This window comes from Bacteroides caecimuris, assembly GCF_001688725.2.
GTDB lineage: Bacteria > Bacteroidota > Bacteroidia > Bacteroidales > Bacteroidaceae > Bacteroides > Bacteroides caecimuris.
Genome location: NZ_CP015401.2, coordinates 4,235,183 through 4,254,864, shown reverse-complemented (window position 1 = coordinate 4,254,864; position 19,682 = coordinate 4,235,183). Strand labels below are relative to the sequence as shown.

General features: G+C 44.1%; 9 protein-coding genes and 1 pseudogene. 7 read left to right on the top strand and 3 right to left on the bottom strand.

What is annotated here, in order from left to right; translation table 11 throughout:
* Positions 1–137: 137 nt before the first annotated feature.
* Positions 138–1,289, bottom strand: a complete 1,152-nt coding sequence (locus tag A4V03_RS18435; protein WP_024988584.1) for an ISAs1 family transposase — start codon at positions 1,287–1,289, stop codon at positions 138–140.
* Between the two features lie 393 nt (positions 1,290–1,682).
* On the bottom strand, positions 1,683–5,693 hold the full coding sequence (locus A4V03_RS18430; RefSeq protein WP_065539870.1) for a hybrid sensor histidine kinase/response regulator transcription factor: 4,011 nt from the start codon (positions 5,691–5,693) through the stop codon (positions 1,683–1,685).
* Positions 5,694–5,901: 208 nt separating this feature from the next.
* On the opposite strand from A4V03_RS18430, the gene A4V03_RS18425 reads away from it, so the two are divergent.
* The 5 genes and pseudogenes from A4V03_RS18425 to A4V03_RS18405 all read left to right on the top strand — a co-directional run.
* Complete coding sequence (locus A4V03_RS18425) at positions 5,902–7,032, top strand: alpha-L-arabinofuranosidase C-terminal domain-containing protein (protein WP_065539869.1); 1,131 nt, start codon at positions 5,902–5,904, stop codon at positions 7,030–7,032.
* 26 nt (positions 7,033–7,058) lie between these two features.
* Entirely contained in the window at positions 7,059–8,612 is a 1,554-nt protein-coding gene (locus tag A4V03_RS18420) for a sulfatase family protein (RefSeq protein ID WP_065539868.1), read from the top strand.
* Positions 8,613–8,659: 47 nt separating this feature from the next.
* A complete protein-coding gene (locus A4V03_RS18415) occupies positions 8,660–9,847 on the top strand; it encodes a family 43 glycosylhydrolase (RefSeq protein WP_065539867.1) in 1,188 nt (395 codons plus the stop codon).
* On the top strand, positions 9,844–11,511 hold the full coding sequence (locus tag A4V03_RS18410) for an arylsulfatase (protein WP_065539866.1): 1,668 nt from the start codon (positions 9,844–9,846) through the stop codon (positions 11,509–11,511). The genes A4V03_RS18415 and A4V03_RS18410 overlap by 4 nt, the downstream gene beginning before the upstream one ends.
* 53 nt (positions 11,512–11,564) lie before the next feature.
* Positions 11,565–12,326 (top strand): annotated as a pseudogene (locus tag A4V03_RS18405) (hypothetical protein); the annotation flags it as partial.
* Between the two features lie 504 nt (positions 12,327–12,830).
* On the opposite strand, the gene A4V03_RS18400 reads toward A4V03_RS18405, so the two are convergent.
* Positions 12,831–14,558: an ATP-binding protein gene (locus A4V03_RS18400; RefSeq protein ID WP_065539863.1), complete on the bottom strand. Its 1,728-nt coding sequence runs from the start codon at positions 14,556–14,558 to the stop codon at positions 12,831–12,833.
* A gap of 231 nt (positions 14,559–14,789) precedes the next feature.
* On the opposite strand from A4V03_RS18400, the gene A4V03_RS18390 reads away from it, so the two are divergent.
* Positions 14,790–16,439, top strand: a complete 1,650-nt coding sequence (locus tag A4V03_RS18390; protein WP_065539861.1) for a DUF6377 domain-containing protein — start codon at positions 14,790–14,792, stop codon at positions 16,437–16,439.
* Between the two features lie 212 nt (positions 16,440–16,651).
* Positions 16,652–19,651, top strand: a complete 3,000-nt coding sequence (locus A4V03_RS18385; protein WP_065540503.1) for a SusC/RagA family TonB-linked outer membrane protein — start codon at positions 16,652–16,654, stop codon at positions 19,649–19,651.
* Positions 19,652–19,682 lie beyond the last annotated feature (31 nt).

Genomic DNA, 19,682 nt, shown 5'->3' with positions numbered 1-19,682 from the left:
TTTCTGTTGGGCGTAGTTGATTTACAAGATATACCTACTTGACCTGTTGACTATTAATAGATAATTTCCTTTTGCTATAGACCAAACTTCCTTTCTCCGGTTAGATAACTTTCTCTTCCTTCGTCAGGGCAAACGCATTATATTTTTATCTTATTTAATAGTTTGAACAAATATTCATCATTCCATCCTGCGTTTTTTCTTTTGGCTGCTACACTGCCCTTTGTTTCATCTTGTTTGATGATATAAAGGGCTATCTTATTAATTAAAGAAAAATTTTGCGCAGCATTACCTACTTTCCTTCCTGCGTCTTCTCTAAACGATACGTCTAACTGCCAATGTAGCCTGTTTTCTATATCCCAATGCGATCTTATAGCCTCTGAAATTTCTTTCGGTTTTAGCCCTAGTGAAGTAATGTAATATCTTTTTTCTACGGAAAGTTTTTTAGTGGCTACCTCCAGTCTTTCGGTACTAATTCTTACGATGGACTTGACCCCCTCAAATTTATCTTTCAGCATTGATTCCATAATCTTTCCCGGGCTATAAACCAGACATTCACGAGTCTCAATTCTCCCATGAGAAACCTCCTCTGTGACATATTTTCCATAGTGTGAACGGTATACCGGCCGATCAATATCAACACCATCCATCTCGTCTAGCCAGCGTTCCACATCCATTAACCTGTTTTTTTGATTGGCCTTTAATGCCAGAATATAGTCTGCATTATTTTCTATTATTACTTCGGCAATATCTGTTTGGCATGCAATAGCATCAATTGTCACTATGCAATCCTGCAAATCCAGAGATTTTATAAGAGAAGGAATAGCGGTGATTTCATTGCTTTTATCATCTACTTTTACCTGACCCATACTGATTCCATTGGAAACAGCCCAGGCACTAACCATATGAAGCTTGAATCCTTTTTTGCCAAAGGGATTGTCTTTGCTGCACTTACTTGCTCCACGAAGCATTTTACCGTCTATAGCAACAACCCCTTCATACTTACCACAAAGCTCAGATACCCAATCACGAAAGACCAATTCAAAATAACCGGGTTTGAGTAAACTGAAAAAACGATTGAAAGTGTCATGACTTGGGATCTTTACTAAATCAGGAAAACGACGTTTAAAGAAGTCAAACTTACAAATACCGAACCGTTCTATTTCATTCCAGCTTTCACTTCCACAGATTACAGCACACAAGGCTATATAAACGATGACTTCCAAAGAGTGTTCTTTTTTTCGGTCAATACGAGGATCTTCAAGTTGTTTACAAAGACTAATTAAGCTCATTTTAGGGTTTATTTTTGTTTAAATTCAATACAACAAAAATACAAATAAATAATTAATATACAAAATATTAATAGATTAATAATAAGACAAATAATAAAAATGAAATATAGATAATAGTTGACTAATTGATAGACAAAATATAATGCGTCTGCCCTGCTTCCTTCGTTCCAAACTATAATTGCAAGCTTTGTTTTTATAAATGCAACCTGCAATTATAAAAACAAAGCTTGCAATTATATAAACGGAACTTGCGTTTATAGTTTGAAATAGGGCAAAGACAACTTTACTATGAAGAGAAGAGATCTTTGCAAAGGGAGCAAAAGAACTTTTCTATTAATAGTTGACACGTTGTCTAAGGGTAGGTTGAATTTCTGAAGCAGTTGTTTTTGCTTTCTATTTCAACTGCTTGAGAAACTCTGTCGGAGTGATATTAAATTCTTTCTTGAAACACTTTGTAAAGTAGTTCGGATCTGATATGCCGACGGCAAATGATGCTTCGGAGACATTCATACCATTCAGTAAATGAATTTTAGCCTCTTTCATCTTGATGGTCCGTATGAATTGAGTGATGGAGCATCCAGTGAGTGATTTCAGCTTCATGTGCAACAGGCTGCGGCTGATGCGGAGATGGGCTGTGATTTCCGTTACTCCGAAGTCTTCCTTGCTGAGGTTCGCCATAATCAGTTCCATCAGTTCTTTCATGAATATTTCATCCCGCGGGTTGTTGGTTATTTGCTTGATGTTCAGTTCTTCTGCCTGTTTGAAGTGTTCAATGCTCTGTTTCCGGCTCTTTTGGATATTCTGTACCAGCAGTTCCAGATTCTTGGCGTTAAAAGGTTTAGTGATATACGCATCGGCTCCCCGCAGATAACCTTCCGTATGGTCGTTTTCATCAGTCTTTGCAGTCAGGAGGATAACGGGGATATGGCTGGTCGTTACGTTTTGTTTGACACGTTCCGTAAATTCCAATCCGTCCATCACCGGCATCATTAAATCTGATATAATGAGGTTGGGCAGCTGTTTGGCTATCTTCTTGCAGGCTTCCGCACCGTTATACGCCCGTATAATATCATATTTCTCGCTGAATATACTGGCGAGGTAATCATTCATTTCTTTATTGTCCTCTACAATCATAATAGATTCCCGGGCAGGATCTTTTTCTTTGTTGGTCAGCTTTTCGGGAATGAGTTCGATGGTTTCCTTGATTCGCTGGTTATATTTCTGTATTTCTTCGGTCGTGATGTTCTCGGACGAGCGTTCATCGGGGTTGTAAGCATCCTCCGATACATTCAGGGTAACGATAAAGTCCGAACCTTTGTTGATTTCGCTTTCTACCCGGATTTCACCTTTGTGCATGTGTATGAGCGAACGCGTAAGCGATAATCCCAGTCCGAATCCCTCGCGATGGTCGCGCTTCTCAACCTGGTAATAACTTTCAAATATTTGTTCTTGAGCTTCTTTAGGAATCCCCCTGCCATTGTCTTTGACGGAGATTTGCACAAATGTTTCTTTCTCTTCTTTTATTAGTTTGGCACGCAACTTGACGTATCCGCCGGGCTGGGTATATTTAAATGCGTTTGAGAGCAGGTTATAAAGAATCCGTTCCAGCTTGGAAGGCGAGAACCAGACTTCCTCTTCGGTGTCTTCCAGATTGACGATGAAGTCAATTTCCCGTTCCCCGGCTACGATGTCGAAGATGTGCGACAGTTCTTCCAGAAAGTGCATGATGTCTCCCTTCCGGACGCTGATACGCATCTGTTTCATCTCGATTTTACTGAACGTCAATAGTTCATTAATCAGATAATTCATCCGGTTGGCGTTTCGGTAGATGACTTCCAGTTTCTCTTTATCGTTGTTGCTGATTTGTGGCTGCTGGATCAATCGTTGCAGAGGCGATAGAATCAGAGTCAGCGGTGTTTTCAGGTCATGGGAGATGTAAGTGAAGAAATTGATCTTCTGTTGATTCATATTCTCTATGTTGACGCGTTGTTCATGCTCCGTTTTCAGTCGCATGAGCAGGATGATACGCGTTTTGGTATATCTGTATGCGGCGTAAATGATTAATAGGAAGAGTAATGCATAAACTAAATATGCTTCCGGCGAGAGCCACCAGGGAGGAAGGACTCTGATAGCAAGGTCCTTTTGGCCCGTTTCGTCCCAGTGGATACCATCTTTGCTGGCTTTGATCTTTAAGATATATCTTCCTGAAGGCAGATTGGAGAAGCGTACCTGATGCTGGTTGCCTACAAACTGCCAGTCCTTGTCGATACCTTCCATTTTCATCGCATATTGAGTGTTGTCAGTATATTGATAATTCAGGCCGGAGTATTCGAGACGCAGGGATTGGGCTTGTTCGTGCGTCAGGGTGATCTCTGTCAGTTCGGAGATAGAGGAAGGGATGAATGCTTTCTCATTGTTGGGCGACATATATTCGCTGTTGCTCCAAATGGAAGTCAGTGCAATGTTGAAACGGGGATTGACGGAGCGTACCTGTTCCGGGTAGAAAGAAATCATACCGTTGATAGTTCCGAAATACAATTCTCCGTCAGGCTTCTTGCAGGCGGAGGAGTAGTTGAACTGGTTGATGGGCAATCCGTCGGCCGTGGTATATCGGTCAATGCTTCCTGTTTGGGAATTGATACAACAAAGTCCGTTTCCGGTACCTACCCAAACATTACTCATCTCATCTTCAATGATACCTTTGATGGCGTTGGATCCCAACTGTTCTTTACTGTAAAAGGCGATAATGCTACCGTTGCGGTCCGATACATAAAGCCCGTTGTTGTCTGTACCTATCCATATCCGTTGATGTGAATCGGGGTAGATATAGGTGATGTAGAGATCGGTATGCGGCAGGATGGGGAGCGAGGTTACTTTCAGTGTATGGGTATTGATCTGAAATATACTGCCTTTTCGGGTTCCTGCCCAAAGTATACTGTCATTAAACTGTATCAGGTTAAAGACACGGAGAGATGAAATCTTCTCCGGGCGGGAGTTCGCTTTCTTCTTGTCGATCAGGAATAAGCCGGAAGGGCCTCCGTACCAGATATGATCGTTCTTGTCTTCGATGATGCAGAAGCCGGAAGAAACTTCATCCGACAGTAGATTATAGTCCACCGTGCGGTTTAGATGCGGTATATAGTGAAGAGTTCCTTTCAGGAATAGTCCGAGCCACAGACTGTTATCTTTGTCGAGCCATAAGGAATGTATGTTCTTGGCGTAGATTTGCATCTGCTTGTGCAGCCGTTCGGCACGGGTGATTTCTTTCTTATTGTTCAGGTAGTTCAATCCGCCATCTTCGGTGGCGATGTACAGACCGTTGTCCGGAGCATTGATAATCTGGCGGACAGCCTTTCCGCTCAAATGATTGAAACTGGCTCCGTATGGATATATCTGAAACTGGTCGGAACCGAATATATAATAATTGACTCCTCCGAAATAGGTTCCCACCCACATATTATGAGCCTTGTCCTGATAAAGGCTGTAAATGGGAGAATCGTTCAGTGCACTTAAATCCCGTTCCGATTGTTCGTAATGTGCAATCAGTTGATAGAGTTTGTTGAAGACAAAGATGCCATACTCCGTGCCTACCCATATATTCCCCGTATGGTCGGTTGCCGCACACCGGAAGTCTTTCACCTCAAGATCTTTCGAGAGATTACACAGGGTATTGCTCTGTATATGATAGACGAAAAAATCGTTGTTAGTATTAAATAAAAGCTGGTTGGACGAGATCAGGACGGCATTGTTGCATTGCTGTGTAAAAGGCTGGATGAGAGTCGGGAGGGAAACGAACTGTTTCTTTTCCAGACTGTATCGCATCAGTCCTTTGTTGGTATCTATCCATAAGGTTTTGTCTCCGTCCTCCGCAAAGTATCTCACATGAGGTTTTTCTTTATCGGGAAGAAAAGGGACGAACAAGCTGTCTTGTTCATTGTAGCGATAGAGTCCGTTGCTACAAGCTGCCAGAAGCATACCATCGCTGGTGTTCAGGAAACAAACATCATCCTTAGTGTTCCCTTTAATCTGGTAACGGCTGAAATCTTCTGTCTCGTAGTTATAGCTGCAGATGCCCTGATCGGTAGAGATCCATAGAATGTTACGGAGCGAATCGTTATATAAGCGTGTGATGAAATTGTGGCGGAGTGAGGTGCTGTCGGCCTCATTATGTGCGAATAGGTTGATATTATAACCGTCATATCGGCACAATCCGTTGCGTGTACCAAACCAGATGAACCCGTGGTTGTCCTGGGTGATTGCATTGATCGTATTATGCGGGAGTCCTTCAGCTATACTTAGCTGTTTGAAGCGTATGTTATTATATTGAATTTGTCCCGTCGACAAGCTAATATTTAAGAGCACGAGACTAAATAAGAGTACGAATTTAAGTAAGGTGGTTCTCATGGCTTTTCTGATTGATTTTCACGACCTAAAGATACGTCTTTTTTTGTTTTGAACAGTCGTAGAATTGTTCAAACGGGCAGCACTTATGTTCAGTTTGCCGCTTCGCTACAGATTTTTATACATGATTGCAGGTATTAAGCATTATTTTTCTGTTTTTCTTGGATAGAAAAGACCACATTTGCAATGTGAAACTCTAAAAACAAATGCTATGAATCATTCGACATTCCAATCCTTTACGTTGGGTATCGGTCTGTTTTTCACATTGCCTCTGGTATATGGGAATAGTTCCTCTTCGTCTTCCTTCGATGGAACGTTGTATATCAATAAATCGAAAACCCACAAAGTGGCTTCCGTAAAGTACGGTTTCCATTATGAGGAAATAGGAATGATGGGCGAGGGTGCTCTGCACGCCGAACTGATACGTAACCGTTCGTTTGAAGAAGCTACACCTCCTGCCGGATTATCTGTGAAGAACGGTCTTTATGAAAATGTTCCGGCTTCCCGCGTTAAAGAGAAAAAAGTGTTTCAGGCCGATCCGTTGATTGGATGGATGTCTTATCCGTTATCATATACTCCTGTATTTATCAGTCGCACGGATGAAAATCCAATGAGCGAAGAAAATAAGTATTCGATGCTGGTTAATGTCACGGAAGACATTGCGAACCACCCGGATGCCCTGATTCTCAACCGTGGATATTATGGAATGAACCTGAAGACAGATACGTCTTACCGCCTTTCTTATCGTTTTGATAACTACAAACGGGGTGTTGCCGATCTATTTATCGGCGAATTGGGTATTAGCGGAAAATATCCTTATAACCTGCTGGCTACCGGAGCCATCCGTATGTCAATAGAACGCAACGGCGATCTGAATCCCTTGTTTGCCGAACGTCCGGTGATGAGGCATTGGGACTTTCTGGAACACCGTATCTTCCTGCCGATGTTGATTAATGGAGTAGACAGTAGCGTAAAGACTTCCTTCTTCTACCTGGCGAAGATGTTCAGGGATAACACGTTTGACGTGTGTCTGGATGCAGCGGTCAAGGATATAGAAGGTTTGCAGAATATCTTTGTTACGATGGGATATGATACGGCCAGCAAACAATATATCCTGAAACTGATAAACCTGCAGAATAAAAAAGTCACTCTACAACCGGAAGTTTCCGGCTTCAAACGTCCCGTCAAGGCACATAAAACAAGCCTGGTACTGGTTCCGGGAAAAGAGAACACACCGTTTACCCCGAATGAAGTCCAACCGGTAGAGACGGAAATCGGGCTGGACCTGAATCAACCGTTCGAACTGGAGGCCGCTTCCATGGTTGTATATCGTTTTAAATAGGATCTTTTAAATAAGAAATAAATAAAATGAAAACAATCTTTTGTATCACAGGACTTGCCATACAAGGTTTGGCTATGTCAGCCCAGGCGCAAACCGGCAAACCGAATATTGTGGTTATTATGACTGATCAGCAGCGTGCCGATTTGTGCGGCAGGGAGGGTTTTCCGCTGGAAGTGACTCCCTTTGTCGACCGGTTGGCGCAAGAGAATGTATGGTTCAATAAGGCATACACTGTGATGCCGGCCAGCTCTCCGGCACGTTGTTCCATGTTTACCGGGCGTTTTCCTTCCGCCACTCACGTACGCACGAATCACAATATTCCTGACATTTCCTATCAACAGGACTTAGTGGGCGTATTGAAAGAAAACGGATATAAAACAGCATTGGTCGGCAAGAATCACGCTTACCTGAAACCTGCCGACTTCGATTTCTGGTCTGAATACGGACACTGGGGAAAGCACAAAAAGACGACTCCCGCAGAGAAGGAGACTGCCCGTTTCCTGAATCAGCAAGCCAGGGGGCAATGGTTAGAGCCATCTCCCATCTCGCTGGAAGAACAGCATCCCACCAAAATCGTGAACGAAGCACTGGCATGGATTAAACAACAGAAAGAAAATCCTTTCTTCGTATGGGTCTCTTTTCCAGAACCTCACAACCCTTATCAGGTATGTGAACCCTATTACTCCATGTTCTCCCCCGATAAGCTTCCCGTCTTAAAGACCTCCCGTAAGGATTTGGCAAAGAAAGGAGAGAAATACCGTATTCTGGCGCAACTGGAAGACGCGTCCTGCCCGAACCTGGAACAAGACATGCCTCGAATCCGTGCCAACTATATCGGAATGATCCGGTTGATAGACGATCAGATCAAGAGACTGATCGAATCATTGAAAGCCAGCGGACAATATGAAAACACCCTCTTTGTCGTACTCTCCGACCACGGTGACTATTGGGGAGAATACGGATTGATCCGTAAAGGAGCCGGACTTTCCGAAAGCCTCGCACGTATCCCGATGGTATGGGCAGGATACCACATCAAGAACCAGCCTGCCCCTATGGATGGCCACGTATCGATAGCCGACCTTTTCCCCACCTTCTGCTCTGCCATCGGTGCCGAAATACCGACAGGAGTTCAGGGCCGTAGCTTGTGGCCGATGCTGACCGGAAAAGCTTACCCTAAAGAAGAATTCTCCAGCATGGTCGTACAACAAGGCTTCGGAGGAGCTGATGTCGGACTGGATGCCTCCTTGACTTTTGAACAGGAAGGAGCATTGACTCCCGGCAAAATAGCCCACTTTGACGAACTGAATACCTGGACGCAAAGCGGTACCTCACGCATGATAAGAAAGGATGATTGGAAACTGGTTATGAATCATTATGGCAACGGAGAACTTTATAATTTAAAGAAAGATCCTTCGGAGATTCATAATCTGTTTGGCGAGAAGAAATACAGCAAAATTCAAACAGAACTTCTGACCCGTTTACTGGCATGGGAGTTGCGTTTGCAGGACCCGCTGCCTCTCCCGCAAAGACGTTACCATTTTAAACAGAATCCATTTAATTATCTCCATCCGGAACACTAAAAAATAAGAAGATTGTACATACCTACGGATATTAAAAACATGATTCCATGAAGTCTGCCCCGCAACGGCCTATTTTTGTATCCGTAAACATAAAACAGAAATATATGAAATTGATTTTGCGATTAGGATTGATCTTGTTTACAGGATTTATTTCCATCTCTACAGCATCAGCACAGTTATATGGAACGGCAGATACAAACGCTCCGGAACTACGTGTTCCGACATCTGTAAAGCCGGCATTTGATTATTGGATGAGGGACACTTGGGCTACGCTGGGTCCCGACGGTTATTATTATATCACAGGAACGACCTCTACCCCCGACCGTTACTTTCCGGGGCAGAGGCATTGCTGGGACTGGAACGACGGTTTGTACCTGTGGCGTTCCAAAGATATGAAGTCCTGGGAAGCCAGAGGACAAATATGGTCGATGGAAAAAGACGGAACCTGGCAAAAAAAGCCGAAGGTATATAAAGCAGGAGAGAAATATCAGAAAAAATCCATCAACGGTGATCCGATGGACAACCGCTTCCATGCAGTGTGGGCGCCGGAAATGCATTATATCAAAAGCGCGAAGAACTGGTTTATCGTTGCCTGCATGAATGAGTCGGCAGGCGGGAGAGGTTCCTTCATTTTGCGGAGCAAGACCGGAAAACCGGAAGGACCGTACGAGAATATCGAAGGTAATAAAGACAAAGCCATCTTCCCGAACATCGACGGAAGTTTGTTCGAAGATACGGACGGCACTGTCTACTTTGTCGGGCACAACCATTATATCGCCCGTATGAAACCGGATATGAGCGGATTTGCCGAGGAACTGAAAACATTGAAAGAGAAAAAATATAATCCGGAACCGTATATTGAAGGAGCGTTTATCTTCAAATATGATAACAAATATCACCTCGTACAGGCTATATGGTCGCACCGTACGTCGGAGGGAGATACCTATATAGAGAAAAAGGGAGTAACCTCACCGAAGACACGTTATAGTTACGACTGCATCATCTCGACAGCCGATAATGTGTATGGTCCCTATAGCGAGCGCTACAATGCCATCACGGGAGGAGGACACAACAACTTTTTTCAGGATAAGGATGGAAACTGGTGGGCTACCATGTTCTTCAATCCGCGTGGGGCACAGGCGGCGGAATATAAAGTGACGTGCCGTCCCGGATTAATTCCGATGATCTATGAGAATGGTAAATTCAAACCCAACTTTAATTATAATACTAAATGAAAACTTCTTTATTGATAGCAGGCAGCTTGGCTCTGGTCCCGATGACGTATGCACAGGACAAACCGAATATTATTATCATACTGGCTGACGATTTGGGATTTTCCGATCTCGGCTGCTTCGGTGGCGAGATTCATACACCGGTGTTGGATAAACTGGCAAAGAATGGCGTCCGTATGACGCAGATGTATAACAGTGCACGCAGTTGCCCGTCGCGTGCCAACCTGTTGACGGGACTTTATCCGCATCAGACGGGATTGGGACACATGGACGGCAGTCATCCTGCCTGGCCGAAAGGATATTCCGGTTTCCGTTCCAATTCGGACAACGTCACGATTGCGGAAGTCCTGAAAGATGCCGGATACTTTACGGCGATGTCGGGAAAGTGGCATTTGGGGAATAAGTCGAATCCTATTCTTCGTGGTTTCCAGGAGTATTACGGTTTGTTGGGCGGATTTAATTCTTTCTGGAATCCGGCAGTATATACCCGTTTGCCGAAAGACCGTACCCCCAGACACTATGAAGAAGGAACTTTCTATGCAACGAATGTGATAACGGATTATGCGATTGACTTCATCGACCAGGCACATCAGGAGAAGAAACCGTTGTTCCTGTATCTGGCTTATAACGCTCCCCATTTCCCTTTGCACGCACCGAAAGAAGTGACCGATAAATATATGTCTCTCTATATGCAGGGATGGGACAAGATTCGTGACGCTCGCTGGAAACGGATTGTTGACCTGAAACTCATGCAAGGCAAACCGGCACTTAGTCCGCGCGGCGTAGTTCCCGAAAGTCTGTTTGAAGATGAAACGCATCCGCTACCGGCATGGGACTCATTGACGAAAGATCAGCAGACCGACCTCGCACGGCGTATGTCCATTTTTGCCGCTATGGTAGATGTGATGGACGCGAACATCGGCCGGGTAGTGGATGAATTGAAAAAGAACGGTGAGTTGGACAATACGTTTATCATGTTTATGTCCGATAACGGAGCTTGTGCCGAATGGCACGAATTTGGCTTCGACAAACAGACCGGAGTCGAATACCATACCCATACCGGAGAAGAACTCGACCAAATGGGTTTGCCCGGAACCTATCATCATTACGGTACAGGCTGGGCAAATGTCTGCTGCACGCCGTTCACACTCTATAAACATTATGCACATGAAGGAGGTATTTCCACTCCGTGTATCATTTCCTGGGGTAATCATGTGAAGAACAAAGGCGGACTGAATCATCAGCCTGCACAATTCTCCGATATCATGTCTACTTGTGTGGAACTGGCAGGAGCCACTTATCCGAAAGAATATCAGGGAAGAGCGATTCTGCCTACGGCAGGTCAGTCTATCCTTCCGATTGTGAAAGGAAAGAAGATGCCCGAAAGATACATCTATGCGGAACATGAAGGCAACCGCATGGTGCGTAAAGGCGACTGGAAGCTGGTTTCCGCCAACTTCAAAGGAGATGAATGGGAATTGTACAACATCAAGGAAGACCGTACCGAACAGCACAACCTGATCAGTAAATATCCTGAAATGGCAAAAGAATTGGAAACAGCCTATTTCGAATGGGCGGACAAGAGTGATGTCTTGTATTTCCAGAAAATGTGGAATACCTACAATAAGAATCGACGGAAAGATTTTAAAGAATATAAAACCCGCTAATGCTTATGGATAAGAGAATCTTACTAACTCTGGCTTTAGGAGCCATGTAGCAGGTGTTTACCCATGCATGGGAGCCTAAAGGAGATAAAATTAAAACAGTATGGGCTGAACAGGTGACACCGGAAATGTGTGGCAAACTTATCCCAGACCACAGTTGCAACGGGCCGAATGGATCAATCTGAACGGATTGTGGAAGTATGCCGTAACGGATCAGAACACGTCTCGGAAGAATGTTTCCTTTGAAGGGGAAATCCTGGTCCCGTTTGCGATTGAATCATCTCTGTCCGGAGTGCAGAAAAGCCTGATAAACGGAGTGACCGGCTGGACGGACAGAGGCGTAGGCGACATGTACGACGTACATAATTATCCTGTCACTTCCATGATTCTGCCGGAGAACAACGGCAACCGCATTTCCGTACTGGGAGAATTAAATCACCCCTGCGAAAGCTGTTACTTTGATTGCAGATGGTCAGAACGGAAGCAAGAATACCTGCCTTGTCAGTCTGAACGGTCAGGAGCTGAAGATGACTTCTTTGCCTTTCGACTGTCCCCCTCGTTCTACGGTAGTATCAGAAGCTACTTTTAAAGTGGATAAGGATTTCAATCATCTGTCTTTATGGCTGAATGTTGCCGGAGAAGCCAAAGTTTGGCTGAATGGTGTAGAAGTCTTTGCACAGGAGGCAAAGCAGACCAGGCAATATAATCAATACAATATCAGCGATTACAGCCGTTACTTGCGGAAAGGAAGTAATTTGTTGAAAATCGAAGTGAAAGATAGCAAGAAGATGAGATTCGATTATGGGTTGAGGGCTTATTAACAGACTTGTTTTTCTTTTGTCTGTTTCTATTGTTCTGCAAACGATTTTTCATTTTTATTTCTCATATTCTCATTGATGACTGATAAACAACAAAGAATTAGATAAGTAGCTTATGAGAAATACTTTCTAACATGGTGTTTCTCATAACATACCTTCTATTTTAGCTTAAAATTCACCTTGTTCTCATAGTATTTCAAGGTATTTCTCATAGTCAAGATACTGTCTTCTTCCTTTTTCTAGTTGAAGATAAACTAGTTCCGATCGTCCCATATATTGTGGGAAAGTATTCCCTCATATTATGGGAATTTGTTCCCACAAAATGAGGGAATCTTTTCCCAGTTAGTAGGGAATACTTTCCCACAATATATGGGACAAAAAGAACATGTACTTCCCTGATAATGATTGACTAGTTGTTTTTTTATTCTTGTTATAGGTTGACTGGAAAGACACTATGAGAAATGAACATTTGTGTATTCAGAATAATTATATCAAGCAGAGCTTCTATATGACTTCTTCCATCCGTTCCAACTCCCATCCGCGAAACTGCATGACGATGCAATGCAATTCGGTGTCGTATATCATCCTGCGTACCTTGGGACCGGCAGCATAACCTTTTATCTGCTCTACAGCTTCTTTCCATTGGGCTTCGGCTTTCGCTTCCGAGTCTTTGACAGAGAGATATTTTAGTTCGATGATATAACTGTGCTTCACGTCATAGCGTATCAGGTCGGGCATCAGGAACAGATCACAATAACCGTGGTTCAATTCTACTTCCGGGGCTATCAGGTAATATGCATTCGTACTTAGGTAAGCAGTAAAGAAGCCTTGCAGGTTGCGCTCTCCCTCAATAGCACTGCGCACGGAAGAGTTTTCCTTGTAGGCATGGGCGATAAATTCCAGCGTTTCACGCCAATGGCCGTCGTAAGCCATTTCGTAATACATCAGGCCAAGGTCGTTCAGATTAATATGTCGATTGTCCTGATATTCTTCCAACAAGAATTCGTAATACTGTTTACGCACGTTATTATTGGGAATACTTAACACCAGATAGTTGCCGCGAGTGGCAGTAATGGTAAGCATACCATAATAAAAAAGCAGACTGGGGAAAATCTCAGGTTTGGTAATATCGGTAGCGGGAAAGGTAGTTGTCAACGTGGTGACAATCTGCCCATCTTCGGTGATTTTACGTAACACTCCTTTGCGGTTACCGTCCAACTTGTCCAGCCGGATAAGTTTTTTCATCTTATTATAGTCCGTGCGGGTATTAGGGTCTATCATTTCTTTGGGGGATTTGCCCAAATCCATATAGTTGCGTAGATAATAGAGTACCATGTCACAGTTGAACATCTTCGGGTCACGCTCCAAACTTTCTTCGGCAAAGCAATAATTGTCATACCACGGTCGCATTTCCTCTATCATCGCATCTATATTCGTATTGCCCGGCAACTGCCCGGCATCCTTATAGTATTGGAGCATTTCGCGTACATCGGTCTCGCTGAATCCCAACATCATGTTAAACTGGTGTTTGGTGCTGATATTCCAGCCGATATTGAATCCGCTAGTCAGGTCGTCCAGCGTTACGGGGCTGACACCGGTCATGAAGATGCGTTCGAACATGCCTTTGAACTTCTTGAAGATTTCGCGATAGAAGCCACTGGCATGGGTTAGGGCGTGATAGACTTTGTCGCCTTGCTCGTTTAGCACCACATTCGTGAAATTATCATATTCATCCACTATCAGATAAAGCTTGGAGCCGTTGTTGCGTGCCTTGCGATCGAGGAAATTCAGTTTGTTGGTAGTGCCGTATTGGGCTTTCATTTCCTCTTCAAAGCCGGGATAATAATAGGGTTCATAGATAGAAGCGAAATCATCCAGTCCGCCGCAACAGTAATCATCAAAGTTCTCGGCAAGCGTTCTGTCGAGCCCTCCCACTCTGGAGAAATCAAGAAAGAGTATTTGGAAAGTCCCTTGCAACTGTGTAGGACGACTGCCTATCCATAAATTGCTGAAACGTTTTTCGAACTTTTCTTTTTGAGCGATGTCATAATAAGTTCGGAGCATACTCAGAAAGATGCTCTTGCCGAAACGGCGGGGGCGGATAAAGAACAAATTACTAGGTTGTTTTTCCAACAACGGCAGATACATAGTCTTATCCACGTAATATTGATTCTGTTCCACCACTTCCACAAAGTTGGAAACTCCGTAAGGGATTCTTTTTACTTCTTCCATAATTTGTTCCTTTCTTTAGTTCTCAATATTTATGAGATAATGCAAAAGTAGCATATTCCCGCAGAAAGAACAAAGAAAGGGAAAGAAAGTTGGGGATGTTGCCGCACCAGAGTGATGAATATAAGCCCTCTTGAAGAATAAGATTATTCATTCCGTCTGCAATAATTTTCTCCTGAAAGCCGGAAGTTTCTGAAAGACTTTTATCTTTGCATTGATAATACATACGGCATTATGAAAAAAGTGATTCTGATTTTTGTGACAATCGTCCTTTCCGGTCTGCTTTATGCAAAAGATAATAAGAGTACCGATGCGTTACTTCGTGAGATTGATGGTATCATTAAAAACCATCAGACCTATGGAGCGGAAAAGGAGGCGCGTATCGCTGACCTGAAGAAATTGCTGGCGGAGGCTACTTCCGATGAACAACGATATGGTTTTTGCGGACGTCTTTTCGATGAATACCGGGCTTATAATCTGGACTCTTCTTTTGTCTACGCCCAACGGAAAGAGGAACTGGCGCATCGCATGGATAAACTGGATTATCTGGATGATGCTGCCATGAATATGGCGGAAGTGATGGGAACTACCGGAATGTATAAAGAAGCGTTGGAACTATTGGGGCAGATTGATAAGAAAACGCTGCCCGATTATCTCTATGGTTACTATTACCATTTGTATCGCACTATTTACGGATTGATGGGAGACTATGCCGTTACGGAGAAAGCCAAGAAAGAGTATTATCGAATGACGGATCTGTATCGTGACTCTCTGCTGCAGGTCAACGCTTCCGACTCTTTGGGGCACGTATTGGTGATGGCGGATAAGTGTATCGTACATGCTCAATACGATGAAGCCATCCGTATGCTGATGGAATATTACAACAAACCTTCTTTGGATGACCATTCAAAAGCAATGCTTACTTATACTCTCTCCGAAGGTTACCGGTTGAAAGGCGACAAGCAGGGGCAAAAACATTACCTGGCCCTTTCGGCCATTGCCGACCTGAAATCGGCAGTAAAGGAATATGTATCTTTGCGCAAACTCGCTTCCCTTGTCTACGATGAAGGGGATATTGACCGTGCCTACAATTACCTGAAATGCTCCTTAGAGGATGCCACTCTTTGTAATGCCCGCCTTCGTACGTTAGAAATCTCGCAGGTCTTTCCTATCATTGACCAGGCTTACCAATTGAAAACCAAACGGCAGCAACAGGAGATGAAAGTCTCATTGATTTGTATCAGTTTGCTTTCCGTATTTTTGTTGGTTGCCATTTTCTTCGTTTACAAGCAGATGAAAAAGGTTGCTGCCGCACGTCGCGAAGTGGTCGATACCAATACGTTGTTGCAAGAACTGAACGAAGAACTTCACGACTCCAACTCGCAACTGAAAGAGATGAACCATACGCTTTCGGAAGCCAACTATATCAAGGAGGAATATATCGGCCGATATATGGACCAATGCTCCACTTATCTCGACAAGATGGATTTATACCGTCGTTCCCTGAATAAAATTGCCGCTGCCGGAAGAGTGGAAGAACTATATAAAGCCATTAAATCTTCTCAATTCCTTGACGAAGAACTGAAAGAGTTTTATGCGAACTTCGACATGACTTTCTTGCAACTCTTCCCCAATTTTGTGGAGGAATTTAATGCGCTGCTCACAGAACCCATGCAACCCAAACCGGGAGAACTGTTGAACACCGAACTCCGTATCTTTGCCCTTATCCGGCTGGGGATTACGGACAGTACCAAGATAGCGCAATTCCTCCGTTATTCCGTGACTACCATTTATAATTACCGGACCCGTGTCCGTAACAAAGCTTTGGGAGAAAGAGATGAATTTGAGACTAACGTAATGCAAATAGGGAAGGTGGAAGAATAAGAAAATCACTACTTTTTTAGTCTGACTTCTATTTTATAAAGTTTTTATATTTAGTGGTTTATGCTGTGAGATACTGTGTAAGTCACTATATTTTTGCTATCTGCTTTAAGAAGCAGTATGAAATGTGGATACTTTTGTTTCACGGTCATTTCAGCAATGATACAGAGAACGAAAACAAAAGTAACCCTAATATTAACTTTAATTTAATGTACATGAAACAGAGTATGAAGTCGAAAGGCTTTGAACGCCGCCTCTTATTAATAATGTGGGGCTTGTTCCTATCTCTTAGTGCATTCGCACAACAGATTTCAATAAAAGGACATGTAGTAGATGCCACGGGTGAACCGGTGATCGGTGCCAGTGTGGTGGAAGGACGTACAATGAATGGTACGATAACCGATGTAGACGGTAATTTCTCATTAAGCGTTCCGGCTAACAGCACGCTGACTATCTCTTTTGTCGGCTATAAAACGCAGACTGTTCCGGTGAACGGGAAAAACTCGTTGAAAGTAACCTTGCAGGAAGATACGGAAGTATTGGACGAAGTTGTAGTGGTAGGTTACGGAACGATGAAAAAGAGCGATCTGACTGGTGCCGTAGCTTCTGTCGGAGTGAAGGACATCAAAGACTCTCCGGTAGCTAATATCGGTCAGGCAATGCAGGGAAAAGTATCCGGTGTGCAGATTATCGATGCCGGTAAGCCGGGTGATAATGTCACCATTAAAATCCGCGGTTTGGGTACGATCAACAACAGTAACCCGCTGATTGTCATTGACGGAATTCCTACCGACTTGGGATTGTCTTCCTTGAATATGGCCGATGTGGAGCGGGTAGACGTATTGAAAGATGCTTCGGCAACAGCTATCTATGGTTCCCGTGGTGCCAACGGTGTGGTGATGATTACCAGCAAACGTGGTGCCGAAGGTGCCGGAAAAGTAACGGTAAACGCAAACTGGGCTATCCAGAATGCCACTAAAGTGCCCGATATGCTGAATGCTGCGCAATATGCCGCTTTGAGCAATGATATGCTGTCTAATAATGATGATAATACAAACCCTTATTGGGCAGACCCTTCTTTATTGGGAACAGGAACGAACTGGCTGGATGAGATGCTACGTACGGGAGTGAAACAAAGCTATTCGGTTAGCTATTCCGGTGGTACGGAAAAGGCACATTACTATGTATCCGGCGGTTTTCTTGACCAGTCCGGTATCGTGGAAAGCGTTAATTACCGTCGTTTCAACTTTCAGGCAAATAGTGATGCCCAGGTCAATAAATGGTTGAAGTTCACTACTAACCTGACATTCAGTACGGATGTGAAAGAAGGAGGAAGCTATAGCATCGGAGATGCGATGAAAGCACTCCCCACCCAGCCGGTGAAGAATGAAGACGGTAGCTGGAGCGGTCCCGGACAGGAAGCGCAATGGTATGGGAGTGTCCGCAATCCGATCGGTACGTTGTATATGATGACGAACGAGACAAAAGGATATAACTTTCTGGCAAACATCACCGGAGAGATTGCCTTTACCAAATGGTTGAAGTTGAAAAGCACCTTCGGTTATGACGCCAAATTCTGGTTTGTCGACAACTTTACTCCGGCTTACGACTGGAAACCGAATCCGGTAGAAGAATCTTCCCGCTATAAGAGTGACAACAAATCATTTACTTACCTGTGGGATAATTATTTTGTATTCGACCATACTTTCGCCCAAAAACATCGTGTAGGGGTGATGGCAGGTTCTTCCGCCCAGTGGAACAACTATGATTACCTGAATGCTCAAAAGAATATCTTCATGTTTGATAATATCCATGAAATGGACAACGGCGAGAAGATGTACAGCATCGGTGGCAGCCAGAGCGACTGGGCACTGCTCTCTCTGATGGCACGTCTCAACTATTCTTACGAAGATAAATACCTGCTTACAGCCACTGTGCGCCGTGACGGTTCTTCCCGCTTTGGTAAGAACAACCGTTGGGGAACATTCCCTTCCGTTTCTCTGGCATGGCGTATTTCGCAGGAAGAATGGTTCCCGAAAGACAACTCTCCGGTGAATGACCTCAAACTGCGTATCGGATACGGTGTGACCGGTAATCAGGAAATCGGTAACTACGGCTTTGTGGCTTCCTACAATACAGGAGTCTATCCTTTCGGCAACAACAACTCCACCGCTTTGGTATCTACCACCCTTTCCAATCCGAGTATTCATTGGGAAGAGGTACGCCAAACCAACTTCGGTGTGGATATGAGCCTGTTCAATTCACGTGTCAACCTTTCGCTGGATGCCTACATCAAGAAGACGGCAGACATGTTGGTGAAAGCTTCCATCCCTATCACCTCCGGTTTTGAAGATACTACTGAAACCTTTACCAATGCCGGCAAGATGCGCAACAAAGGGGTGGAAATGACCCTGCGCACCATCAATCTGAAAGGTCTTTTCTCTTGGGAATCTGCTTTAACGGCTACCTATAACAAGAATGAAATTCTGGACCTGAACAGCGAAACCCCGATGTTTATCAATCAGCTGGGTAACTCATACGTGACTATGCTTAGAGCCGGTTATCCGATCAATGTATTCTACGGATACGTGACCGACGGACTTTTCCAAAACTGGGAGGAAGTAAAACGCCATGCCACCCAACCGGGAGCAGCTCCGGGGGATATCCGTTTCCGGGATTTGAATAACGATGGAGTCATCAACGATGAAGACCGTACCGTTATCGGTAACCCGAATCCGAACTGGTTCTTCTCTTTAAGCAATAATTTCTCTTATAAGGGATGGGAACTCTCCGTTTTCCTGCAAGGCGTATCGGGAAACAAGATTTATAACGCCAACAATGTTGACAACGAAGGAATGGCAGCCGCTTACAACCAGACCACAGCCGTATTGAACCGCTGGACGGGTGAAGGAACCAGCAACTCTATGCCCCGCGCCATTTGGGGAGACCCGAACCAGAACTGCCGTGTATCCGACAGGTTTGTGGAAAACGGTTCCTATCTCCGTCTGAAGAATATCACGCTTTCGTATACACTGCCCAAAAAGTGGATGCAAAAGATTCAACTGGAAAATGCCCGCATCTCTTTCTCTTGCGAGAATGTGGCAACTATCACCGGATATTCCGGCTTCGACCCGGAAGTGGATATTAATGGTATCGACAGCAGCCGTTACCCGATTTCACGTACCTTCAGTATGGGCTTGAACTTTAACTTTTAAATCAGGAGAAAGAATATGAAAAAGATAATAA